9 protein-coding genes and 3 pseudogenes are annotated in these 10,750 nt (G+C 62.2%); 2 read left to right on the forward strand and 10 right to left on the reverse strand.

Going from position 1 to position 10,750, the window contains the following annotated elements:
- Window positions 1-21: 21 nt before the first annotated feature.
- Window positions 22-408 (forward strand): transposase, encoded by a 387-nt coding sequence (locus CDV49_RS20730; protein ID WP_218821957.1) that lies wholly within the window; start codon window positions 22-24, stop codon window positions 406-408.
- 420 nt (window positions 409-828) lie between these two features.
- Here CDV49_RS20730 and CDV49_RS20225 read toward each other — a convergent pair.
- The 7 genes and pseudogenes from CDV49_RS20225 to CDV49_RS11945 form a co-directional block, all read right to left on the reverse strand.
- Window positions 829-943, reverse strand: a pseudogene (locus tag CDV49_RS20225) (transposase); the annotation flags it as partial.
- A gap of 782 nt (window positions 944-1,725) precedes the next feature.
- Complete coding sequence (locus tag CDV49_RS11920; RefSeq protein WP_088215663.1) at window positions 1,726-2,907, reverse strand: MFS transporter; 1,182 nt, start codon at window positions 2,905-2,907, stop codon at window positions 1,726-1,728.
- 36 nt (window positions 2,908-2,943) lie between these two features.
- A complete protein-coding gene (locus tag CDV49_RS11925) occupies window positions 2,944-4,566 on the reverse strand; it encodes an ABC transporter ATP-binding protein (RefSeq protein WP_088215664.1) in 1,623 nt (540 codons plus the stop codon).
- A gap of 3 nt (window positions 4,567-4,569) precedes the next feature.
- Window positions 4,570-5,412, reverse strand: a complete 843-nt coding sequence (locus CDV49_RS11930) for an ABC transporter permease (protein WP_256947321.1) — start codon at window positions 5,410-5,412, stop codon at window positions 4,570-4,572.
- Between the two features lie 52 nt (window positions 5,413-5,464).
- Window positions 5,465-6,382 (reverse strand): ABC transporter permease, encoded by a 918-nt coding sequence (locus CDV49_RS11935; protein ID WP_088215666.1) that lies wholly within the window; start codon window positions 6,380-6,382, stop codon window positions 5,465-5,467.
- A gap of 54 nt (window positions 6,383-6,436) precedes the next feature.
- Complete coding sequence (locus CDV49_RS11940) at window positions 6,437-7,954, reverse strand: ABC transporter substrate-binding protein (RefSeq protein ID WP_088215667.1); 1,518 nt, start codon at window positions 7,952-7,954, stop codon at window positions 6,437-6,439.
- 29 nt (window positions 7,955-7,983) lie between these two features.
- Window positions 7,984-8,382 carry a hypothetical protein gene (locus CDV49_RS11945; RefSeq protein WP_088215668.1) on the reverse strand — a complete coding sequence of 133 codons (399 nt, stop codon included), beginning with the start codon at window positions 8,380-8,382 and terminating at the stop codon, window positions 7,984-7,986.
- A 13-nt stretch (window positions 8,383-8,395) separates the two neighbouring features.
- On the opposite strand from CDV49_RS11945, the pseudogene CDV49_RS11950 reads away from it, so the two are divergent.
- A pseudogene (locus CDV49_RS11950) lies at window positions 8,396-8,719 on the forward strand (transposase); the annotation flags it as partial.
- Window positions 8,720-8,988: 269 nt separating this feature from the next.
- Here the strand turns inward: CDV49_RS11950 and CDV49_RS11960 are convergent.
- The 3 genes and pseudogenes from CDV49_RS11960 to CDV49_RS11970 form a co-directional block, all read right to left on the reverse strand.
- Window positions 8,989-9,264 carry a type II toxin-antitoxin system RelE/ParE family toxin gene (locus CDV49_RS11960; RefSeq protein WP_088215670.1) on the reverse strand — a complete coding sequence of 92 codons (276 nt, stop codon included), beginning with the start codon at window positions 9,262-9,264 and terminating at the stop codon, window positions 8,989-8,991.
- The gene (locus tag CDV49_RS11965; RefSeq protein ID WP_088215671.1) at window positions 9,257-9,550 is read right to left on the reverse strand and encodes a type II toxin-antitoxin system RelB/DinJ family antitoxin; all 294 of its coding nucleotides are present in this window, start codon (window positions 9,548-9,550) and stop codon (window positions 9,257-9,259) included. The genes CDV49_RS11960 and CDV49_RS11965 overlap by 8 nt, the downstream gene beginning before the upstream one ends.
- A gap of 72 nt (window positions 9,551-9,622) precedes the next feature.
- Window positions 9,623-10,125 (reverse strand): annotated as a pseudogene (locus CDV49_RS11970) (tyrosine-type recombinase/integrase).
- Window positions 10,126-10,750: the final 625 nt, after the last annotated feature.

The following is a 10,750-nucleotide window of genomic DNA, read 5'->3' on the forward strand; positions in this document are numbered from 1 at the left end:
CTACGCATTCTCAAGGCGTTGATGTCAAAACTAGCGTCGCTGGTGGAGATGCGCAGGCAATTGCTTGCCCAAATCTGCGCGCATCAGAAACTGGGAACCGCTGAGATGTTTGAGGACGTCGACACCGAGTTGAAGCAACGGATCGACAGCCTGATCAAGGAGCTTGAAGACAGGATCATCCGGGCCATTGTGAGCGATGATCACCTATCGGAGATGGCCACCGTCCTCCGTTCCATCACGGAGATCGGCCCGGTTGCCAGCACAATGCTGATCGCCGAAATGCCTGAGATCGGCACCATCACCGGTGAAGAAGCGGCCGCACTCGCTGGGTTGGCCCCGGTCGCGCATGACAGCGGAACCCTCCGCGGAAAACGGGCGATCGCCGGTGGTCGCCGTGTCCTCCGGTAGGTGATGTTCCAAGCGGCCTTGGTTGCGGCACATCAGAACCCCAGCCTGAGATCCTTTGCAGATCGCCTTCGCAAGGCGGGGAAACCGCACAAGTTCATCATAATCGCTGTCGCCAGAAAGCTGGTCACCATCGCGAATGCGTTGTGCAAAAGCCGTCAGAAATGGGCGGACAATCCAACCTGACAGATACAGTTGCTAGGAGGTGCAGGCGAGAGGAAATGGACCGACCGGACGGACCCGGTGCGTGGAGGCCCTGGCTTTTATAAAGGCCTCCGAGGCCGAACATTTGTTGAGGGCCACGCTTCGCGGATTACCCATTTGGGCGCGCCAGCATCAACCGGCGACGCCGGATAGATGTCAGCACCCGTCATGCTCGGAAACCACCTCGAAGCGCTTGCCAAGGGAGAGCCGCCCATAGATGTACAAGCTTACGCTGCTGATCCCATGCTCTCGGCACAGTTCCGGCACCGCAACGCCGCCTTCGGCCTGGCAGCACCGCCATGATCTGCGGTTGGGTAAATCGGGTCTTCCTCATTCGAATCTCCTCAGCTCACGGCTCACGAGAAAATTCTACTTATGCAGCCCCTTAAGCATGGGAGGATTACCAATGCACGCTGACCTTCATTTGGGTCAGGCGGGCCCAACGGGTGCCGGTGCGCATCACGTTCGATACCCCAGCCGACAAATGCAGCTCCTATCCGGATCCACTGCAACGATCACGGTCTTTGCCCCGGACGGAGAGTTAGCGCCGGGGCTATTTCAGAACTCATCTTTACAGGGACCTAGAATTTTACAGGGACGTAGAATGAAGCTCTTCCATAAGGTTAACTCAGGGCATCAGCGCAAAGGGACGAGGGCCCGTTACTGTCCTGACTGACGTCCCGGTCGCCTACCTGGGTGATGTGATGTCCCGCCTCGTCTCCGGGTTGCGCGAGCCTGCGGCAAGCGGACCGACGATGCTGTTAAGCGAGGCGATCACCGTCAGCGTAAGGTCTAGCCACAAGATTGTGGTGCCAAGGCGCCGGAACTTTGGCCCGCCGGTGAGGTGATCGCGCCCCTGCTTAATCGGCTACGCGAAGCGGCGTGCACTGCCGATTTGCCGGTCCTCGCCGCCGCGGTCTCCCTCGGAAGTATCTGTCGAAATCAGTCTTCCAACCGGAGATGGTCATGCATGTGATTATCGTCGATGTGCCTGCCATGACAATTTCTGGCCAGCAAGGCGAGTCTGAAGGCCAGTCATAAGACAGCGTAAACGCTGGTCGCTGCCGGTCGTGGTGGATCGATGCTGTGTTGCGCGATTGGGTACTGCGTGTAACACTATCGCATGTCCTGAGCCGGGCTCCGGCCTGGTTCTGTCTCAGAACTCTTCCCGCGAAAGGCCCTCGGCGCCATCAGGGTGGCGGTCATCAGGGCCGCTCCCGAAACGCCCATGACGCCCGCCGCACCGAACGACCCGACGGCGACCCCTGCGATGATCGGGATCGTGAACTGCGCGATGCGGTTCGCGGTCAGGCGCAATGAGAGTGCAGTTCCGCGCGCGGCTGGAGGCGCGATCACCATCGTCAACGACACGGTGCTCGTCAGCGCGATGCCGACGCCGAAGCCGGTGAGGGCCAGACCTGTCGCCAGCCCCCAGACAGGGAGGGGTAGGCTGATCCCTAGCAGCCCGACCCCGCCGAGAAGGGTCGCCACCAGCAACAGTCGACCGCGGCCCAGAAGACGAACCGCCCGGCTGAAGCAGATACGCGACACCATTGCAGCCCCCGCGCGCAGGCTCAGCAGGATACCGATTGTGGCGGGAGCGATACCGCGTTCCATCCCGAGCAACGGCAGGAAGGCAAGGATCAGGTCCTGAGAGGCGACACAGATGCTCCCGAGAAGGATCAGCCACGGCAGGCCCGGGGTAGCGGCGATCTGCGAAAGCGGGATTTCCGCCTGATCCTTGGCGCGCTTGCGGCTTGGCGCGACCCGCATCAGCCGGAGTATTGCCAGCACCAGGAGCGCCGCCCCTAGAACCGGAATCGCGGCACCATGGTTCTGCCCCTCCGTCGCGCCCAGAAACAGCGGCCCCACGGCCTGACCGAGCGAGATGGCGACCATATAATTGCCCAGCATCGCATCACGATGCATCCGGCTGGAACTGCGCGAAATCAACAGTTGCATCGAGGCCAGCACCAGTGTCTGCGCGATGCCCAAGACTGCCGTCGCCGCCAGCAGGCCGGGGAGTGACGGCGGCAGCAGCCACAGCGCGAGGCAAGCGATCAGTAGGCCGACGGAGCCTGCCAGTGCCGCGCCCTTGGCGCCCCCGCGATCATTGAACCGGCCAAGGAGCACCGTCAGTAAAACCGGCAGAATCGCGAAAGCCGCCGACAAGAACCCGATGACCTTTGGGCCGAAGCCCGCATCGAGGGCGGCATAGGTGGTTAGGATCCGGGCCAGCGGCACAGTCGCTTGCACCAGCAATCCGGTCGCCAAGATCGGTAGGAGAATCGGCGTCATGATCTGACGCCGGGCTCTTTGGGTCACTCTGTCGTCCTATGCCGCCTGAACAGGGAGCGTCGCCCCAGCCCTCAACAGAGCCTTGGTGTAGTCGTGCTGCGGGTTGTCGTAAACCTGCGCCACGGGACCCTGTTCGACAATCCTGCCCTGATACATCACCAGAACCGACGTTGCGAAATCCCGTATCAGCGCCAGATCATGGGCGACGAAGACATAGGACAGCCCGTAGTCGCGGCGCAGATCCTTCAGCAGATCAATCACTTGCGCCTGGATCGACACATCAAGCGCCGAAACCGCCTCGTCGCAGACGATCAGTTCCGGCTTCAGGGCCAAAGCACGGGCGATGGCGATCCGCTGGCGCTGCCCGCCCGAGAACTGGTGCGGATAGCGGTCCGCATGATCGGGTTTCAGTCCGACCTTTTCCAGAAGTTCGCCCACTTGCGCGCGCCATTGCCCGCGCGGTAGGACATCGGGATGGATCGCCCAGGGTTCTGCGATGATCTGCTGCACCGTCATCCGCGGATTGAGCGAGGCGGTCGGATCCTGGAATACGAACTGTACCCGGCGGCGCATCCTGTAGTCCTCGGCCCCGGTCAGGCCATTGAACGGCTGACCGTCGAAGTGGATCGTTCCCGAGCTGGGCTCATCGAGCGCGAGGATCATCCGCGCGAGCGTCGACTTGCCGGAGCCGGATTCCCCGACGACACCAAGCGTCTCGCCCTTTGCCATGGTGAAGGAGACGTTATCGACGGCCTTCACCGGCGCCGTCTTCAGTTTGGAGAACTGGCGCGCGAGGCCGCCGTAGACCTTCGAGACATTCCGCACTTCCAGAAGCGGCGTGCCCCCTGCATCATCGGCGGTGGTGGCAAAGCCTTTGCGCCCCGGCACCGCGTCCAGCAAGCGGCGGGTGTAGCTGTGCCGGGGATCGTTCATCACCTGCGCCGCGCTGCCGGTCTCCACGATCTGGCCCGCCTGCATCACCACCACTCGGTCCGCCACGCGTTCCACGACCGAAAGGTCGTGGGTGATCAGAACCATACCCATGCCGTTCTCGGTCTGGATTTCCTTGAGAAGCTCCAGCACCCGGGCCTGAACGGTCACGTCCAGCGCCGAGGTCGGTTCATCGGCGATCAGAAGCTTCGGTTTCAGGGCGATGGCCGAGGCGATCATGATCCGCTGCCGCTGCCCGCCGGAGAACTGGTGTGGATAATCCTTCATCCGCCGTTCCGGTTCGGCGATGCCGACGCGGGCCAGCAGTTCGACCACGCGTGCCTGCGCCTGATCGCCGGGGGTGCCATGAACACGCATCGTCTCGGCCATCTGCCAGCCGATCGAATAGACCGGGTTCAACGCCGCCAGTGGATCCTGAAAAATCATCGAGATGCTCCGCCCGTTGATCCGGCGGCGCGTCTCGTCATCCGCTTTCAGCAGGTCCAGCCCTTCGAACAGGATCTCGCCCTGCGAGATGACGGCGGGCGGTGTCTCGATCAGGTTCATCACTGCCGAGGCGCTGACCGATTTGCCCGATCCGCTTTCGCCGAGAATGGCGAGCGTCTCGCCCGGATCGACATGCCAGCTCACGTTCTCCACGGCGCGCACGACACCTGCACGGGACGGAAACTGGATCGAGAGGTTCTTCACGGAAAGAAGGGGTGCCATGGCTTACCTCGCTTCGGTTTCAAGGCGCCAGCGTTCCACAGGATCGGTAACGATGCGCAGCCAGTTGGACAGCAGATTGAGGGACATCGCGACAAGCATGATCGCGAGGCCTGGCCAGAAGGCGAGCCACCAGGCGGAGCCGAGATAATTGCGGCCATCCGCCACCATCAGGCCCCATGTCACGTCGGGCGGCTGGATGCCGATGCCGAGGAAGCTGAGCCCGGATTCGACCAGCATGACGAAGGCCATCTCCAGCGCCGCCAGATTGATGAGCGTCGGCAGCAGCATCGGCGCGATGTGGCGCAGCAGGATGCGGTTCTTTCCTGCCCCCATCGCGCGGGCGGCAGTGACAAACATGCGTTGCTTCAGCTCCAGCACCTCTGCACGAACGGTGCGCATGAAGATCGGGATGCGCGAAACGGCCAGTACCAGCACCACGTTTATCACGCCCGGTTCGAACACGAAGAGCACGATCACCGCCAGCAGCATCGACGGAAAGCTCATGATCGCATCCGCCAGCCGGAGGAGAACCGCTCCGACCCAGCCACCGCGATAGCCGGCGACGAGGCCGAGAAATCCGCCGACCAGCATCGCGACAAGGACGGAGCTGCCGGCGATAAGGAGGGTGTTCTGGCTAGCGACGATGATCCGGGCGAGCAGGCTTCGCCCGAGCGCGTCGCCGCCCAGAATGAACATCCAGCCGTTTTCGATCGAAAACGGCGGCGCGTTGCGGCCGCGCAGGTTGAGCGAGCGGGCCTGTTCCGCCAGAAGCGAGGGGCCGATGATCGCACAGATCAGCACGATCAGAAGGAAGATCAGCGATGCCGTGGCGTAGCGATCGCGCAACAGAGACCGCAGCAGGACCGAAGACCTGCGACGCCCGGACGCGACCGGCAGCTTAGCTGTGGCGGATGCGGGGGTCGACGAAGGCATAGGAGATATCCACAATGATGTTGATGAGGAAGACGGCCAGCGCGGTCACGAGGATGGCTGCCTGAATAACCGCGAAATCACGCATCAGGACGGAATCGATCATCAGCTTGCCGATGCCGGGAAAGCCGAAGACGGTTTCCACGATCACGGCACCGTTGACGATGCCCGCGGCCTGGTCGGAGGCCACGGTGATCACCGGAAGGAGCGAGTTGCGCAAGGCATGGACGAAGATTATTGTCCGGGCCTTCACGCCCTTGGCCTTCGCCGCCTTGACATAGACCGAGGAGAGCGCCGTCATCATCGAGGTGCGCATCACCTGAACCAGTACCCCCGCCGGGCGCAGCGTCAGCACGGCCACGGGCAGCACCCAATGCGCCCAGGTTCCGGTGCCCGAGGTCGGCAGCACGTTCAGCGTGACGGCGAAGATCAGCACGCCGACGATGGCGACCCAGAAGTTCGGCGTGCTGGCACCGATCAGCGAGATCAGGCTGGCGATCCGGTCGAACAGTCCGCCGGGTCTATAGGCGGCGAGCGCGCCCGTGACGATGGAGATCGTCAACACCAGCGGCATGGTCACCGCGGCCAGGGCCAGCGTGGTCGGGAACGCTTCCAGCACCATATCGAGCGCGGGGCGCGAATAGCGCAGCGACTGGCCGAAATCACCGTGGAACACGCCGCGGATGAAGGTGCCGAGTTGGACCAGCAGCGGGTCGTCGAACCCGTGCAGCGCGTTGTACGCGTCGATCTGTTCCTGCGTTGCCTCCGGCGGGAGGAATAGCTGTGCGGGAGACCCGGTCATTCGGGCCAGGATGAAGACGACGATGACGAGGAAGACTAGCGACAAGATGCTCTGCATCGATCGCTTGAAGATGAAATCGCCCATGGGGCACCTCCGATCGGGGACGGGAGGCCGGGGCGTTCACACCCCGGCGGGCGGTCAGCTCGAGGTCAGCTGAAGTTTAGACAGCTGCAATTCGACCGCGTTGGCTATGGTCGGTGTGAAGTCGACCCGGGGACCAACGCGCATGTAGTTGACCATGTAGAACAGCGGCACGTCCGAAACGATATCTTCATAGATCGTGCGGAAGACCTTGTGATAGGCGGTCGCACGGGCTTCGCCGGACAGCGTCGAGGCTTCCTCGATCATCGCGTCGAGTTTGGGGTCATGCAACTCGCTCTGTCGTCCGTTCGAGTGATACTTGAAGTAGGCGGTAAAGGCCGCATCGCCGCTATTGTTGTCATGCATCGTCAGGAAGATGTTGGGCTTGCGGGCCGGGTCGAAGGGCTTGTTGGCCACCTCCAGCCATTGCGACATCTCCAGCGTTTCCATCTTCACGTTCAGTCCGACCGCGCGCAGCATCTCGCCCACCGCCTGCACGAATTCGTTGCTGTTGGCGAACATCGCCGGGCGACCGATCAGCCGCATCTCCGTCTCGACCGGCACACCATCCGCCTTGGCCTCGGCCAGCAGGCGCATTGCCTCCTCGGGGTCGTATTTCCACGGCACCAGATCCGGGTTCCAGCCCAAGACATTGGGGCCGACCTGCTGGGTCGCCACCTTGGCCTGATCAGAGATTATGGTGCCCAGGAATGCCTGGCGGTCGATGGCGAGGTTGATCGCCTTGCGCACCCGGACATCGTTCAGCGGCGGGATATCGACACTGAGGCGGAACATCGCGCTGTCGGAATTCGGATAGACCTTGTCCATCTCCGCATTCGTCGCATCCTGCGGAGCGATGGAAAAGGCGAGATCGGCCTCGCCGGTCTGCACCATAGCAGCCACGACCGAAGATTCCGCGCGCCAGACATAGGTGGCCTTGGTGATCGTCGGGGCAGCCCCCCAGTAATCGTCATTGCGCTCGATCACCACGTCCTGGCCTTGTGTCCAACTGACGAAGCGATACGGTCCGGTGCCAACAGGCTCGTTGGTATAGATGCCCTTGGGGGTATTGGGCGAGGAGATCGCCATCTGGGCCAGAAGCGTCGGCAGGATCGGGCTTGGCTTTCCGGTGGTGAATTTCACGGTCAGCGGATCGACCGCCTCGGCCTTGATATCCACTCCGTCGAAGTATTTCGTGCGGGTGATACAGGTCAGCGCGGGGTCGGTCGTCCGTTCCAGTGTTTTGATGACGGCCTGTGCATCGAATGGCGCGCCGTCATGGAAGGTCACTCCGGGATGCAGCCTGAAAGTCCATTCCGTCGGGCTGTCCTGAGTCCAGCTGTCAGCCAGCCTCGGGATCAGCGAGGCGTCGTGATAGTTCAGCTCGACGAGCGTTTCGACCACGTTCTGCTTGATGATCCTGCCGATCACCGAACGTGGTGTTTCGCAAGGGTCAAGCCGGTCCGGCCCGGCGGGCAGCACGATCTTCACTTCCGTCTCCGGCCCGGCAAGGGCGGGAATGGCGGCTGTCGCGGCCAGCAGCGTCGCTGCGGCCAAAACTCCCAGATGTCGCATAAGGCTCCTCCCTTTCGACAATGTCGGTGTTATCCCGCGCGGCGGGTCATCTCCATAAGTGTCTTGCGGATTTCGGCGATCTTCTGACGCTCATGCTCCTCCTTGGCACGGACGGCAGGCAGGATCCCGGCGGCGGTCTCCGGGGGCAGGGTCACGATGCCATCGGCATCTCCCACCACCAGATCACCCGGCATTACCACGCTTCCCCCAACGGCGATCGGCCGGTTCAGCACGCCGGGACCGTTCTTGTAGGGGCCGCGATGAGTGACCGCGCGGGCATAGACCGGCAGTCCGAGTTCGCGGATCGCATCGACATCGCGGATCGCACCATCGATGACGAAGCCCGCAAGACCGACCGCCATCGCCTTCTGCACGATGATCTCGCCGATCAAGGCTTGGGTGACATCGCCGCCGCCATCGACGACCATCACGTCACCCGGGCGCACTAGGTTCAGCGCTGCATGGCTTGGCCTAGTGCCCGCACAATACAGCACCAAGGGCCGAACGATCCTGGGGAGGATTACCAAACGCTGCAGCCGATACCTTCGCGTGCTCTTAGTTCAGGCGGCAAAAGTGATCATGATGCGGCGAGCCAGATGGCCGGACTTCAGCTTTGGCGCGTGGCTGACCGGGGCGGTCGCTCGAATGCCGCGGAGCAAGGCGGCTATCGCGCTCGCCAACAAATTGGCACGAACCGCATGGAGCATTCTGCGCCATGGCACCCGGTTCGACGCCCCAAGAGATATGGCTCTCGACGCGATCTAACGCATTCAAAGCCATCACGGAGTTCGCGAGGAGAATGAAGCATGGAACGGAGAGAATACGCCCCCAGAGTCTGCCGGCCCTTAGGGTCACCATCGACCTTGCCGCTATAGAGACCGCGGCGCGTGCATAACCCCATCAAGACCACGGCCCGCGAGCCGATGAACACGCCGGATACATATGAGCGACATACATATGAGCGACTTCCGAAGTCGTGCTGAACTTTCGATTGCGAACAACAGCCGACACATACATATGGGCCGACCCCTGTATCAAGGCCACATTTGAGCCGCGTGCAGGACGCGGAGAATGGTCACTGTGCCTTCGGCTTCCGAGTAGACCAACAGATAGTTCGGTCTGACGACCATCTCGCGCGTGCCTCCCACCCGCCCGGGCCGGTACGCCCGCGGGTGATCGCGCAGCCGACCCACTTTCGCCTCGATCTCGTCCAGTAATGCCAGGGCCGCGGAAGGGCTGTCTTCCGTGATATAGTCGAAGATCGCGCGCAGGTCGCGGCGAGCGACCTGACGCCAAACAATGTCAGGCACGGGGCTTGCCGGCGATCCGCTCTCGCATCTCCGCCATCACATCAGCATGGGACACGGATGGCCCCTCCTCCGCCAGGGCTTCGCGAACCTTGCCGCGGAACCAGGCATCATAGGCGTCGGGATCCGCCGCCAGTCCAGCTGGCAGACCGCCTTCCCGGGCGACGCGGGTCAACAGGATCCGCACCGCATCGGAAAGCGTCAGCCCGACACCGGCGAGCGCCTCGGTGGCCTGAGCCTTCAACTGGTCGTCGACACGGACGTGCAACATGGATGTTCTTGCCGGCATGACTTCCTCCATCACAGCTCAATGTATCTCATTTGAGATGCATCGGCAATGCTCCTCGCTGTGCGGTCACCGTCAGAGATCGATCCCCTCGGAGATCGTGAGCGCGTCGTCAAGATCAACACCGAGGTAACGCACCGTGCTGTCCATCTTGGTGTGCCCCAACAGAAGCTGGACGGCGCGCCAGTTGCCGGTCTTCTTGTAGATCTGCGCGACTTTGGTCCGTCGCATGGAATGTGTCCCGTAGGCGCTCGGCTCCAGACCGATGGATGTCACCCAGCCGCGCGGGATACGCGCATACTTTCGGGTGGAGAGGTGCGGGCTGCCGTGGAGCCGGCTGGGCCACAAATGGTCTGCGCCGAACATTTCTGGATCGACAATCCATCGCTCCAGAGACCCCCGCGTCGTCTCGGTGATCTCGAAGCGAACAGGCTTGCCGGTCTTGCTCTGGATGATGGACGTGCGCTCCTTGATCCGGCATGGACATCCCGGCCCCGGAGACAGACAAGGTCGCAGCCCCGGAGCTTGCTGTCGATCGCGAGATTGAACAGGGCCAGATCTCTCGGATTGCCAGCCATTTCCAGCCGCACCCGGATGGACCAGACGTGCTTCGGCGGCAAGGGGCGCTTGTGGCCGATGATGCGCCCACGGTTCCAGGCGAGGCGCTGCGGACGGATGGCGGGCAGGACCTCCCCTGTGGCCGCTTTCGGTTGGTCGCCACTCGCCCTTGCACGGCGTTGAGTGGCTCCACAGCTGGCAGGAAACCGCAAAGGCTTCGCTTAGCGGTATGATACCAGACTTCTTGAAGAAGCTGGAAAACTCTCAGGATGAAATTCAGCGCCTTATGACCGCTGCTGAAGAGGCGGCGGCGCGAATGGGAAGAGCAGCAGGAACGCTGGCGTAGGGAAGAAGATCACCGACATATCAAGCAGGCCGATTCAGAGAGCCGCAAGCAACTGAGAGAGATCATGGATCGGTGGGCAACCGCCGTCGCGGTCCAAAAGTTTTTCGATGAAGCCGAGGAAAGGGCAAGTTTGGTTGGTGAGGAACGCCACGCACGCATCATGCAACGCTTGGCGTTGGCGAGAGCGATGCTTGGCCCTTCCGACCCATTGGACTACCTTGAAGAATGGTTGGCACCTGACGAACGTTATAAGTCGAAGTACGAAGGCAACGTTAGGTAGCACCGATTGTAGAAACTAT

It is taken from the genome of Haematobacter genomosp. 1 (assembly GCF_002196855.1).
Lineage (GTDB): Bacteria > Pseudomonadota > Alphaproteobacteria > Rhodobacterales > Rhodobacteraceae > Haematobacter.

Coding starts and splice junctions, on each gene's coding strand:
- CDV49_RS20730 (WP_218821957.1), top strand. CDS start 22: ATGTCAAAACTAGCGTCGCTGGTGGAGATGCGCAGGCAATTGCTTGCC.
- CDV49_RS11920 (WP_088215663.1), bottom strand. CDS start 2,907: ATGACGCCGATTCTCCTACCGATCTTGGCGACCGGATTGCTGGTGCAA.
- CDV49_RS11925 (WP_088215664.1), bottom strand. CDS start 4,566: ATGGCACCCCTTCTTTCCGTGAAGAACCTCTCGATCCAGTTTCCGTCC.
- CDV49_RS11935 (WP_088215666.1), bottom strand. CDS start 6,382: ATGGGCGATTTCATCTTCAAGCGATCGATGCAGAGCATCTTGTCGCTA.
- CDV49_RS11940 (WP_088215667.1), bottom strand. CDS start 7,954: ATGCGACATCTGGGAGTTTTGGCCGCAGCGACGCTGCTGGCCGCGACA.
- CDV49_RS11945 (WP_088215668.1), bottom strand. CDS start 8,382: ATGGTCGTCGATGGCGGCGGCGATGTCACCCAAGCCTTGATCGGCGAG.
- CDV49_RS11965 (WP_088215671.1), bottom strand. CDS start 9,550: ATGCCGGCAAGAACATCCATGTTGCACGTCCGTGTCGACGACCAGTTG.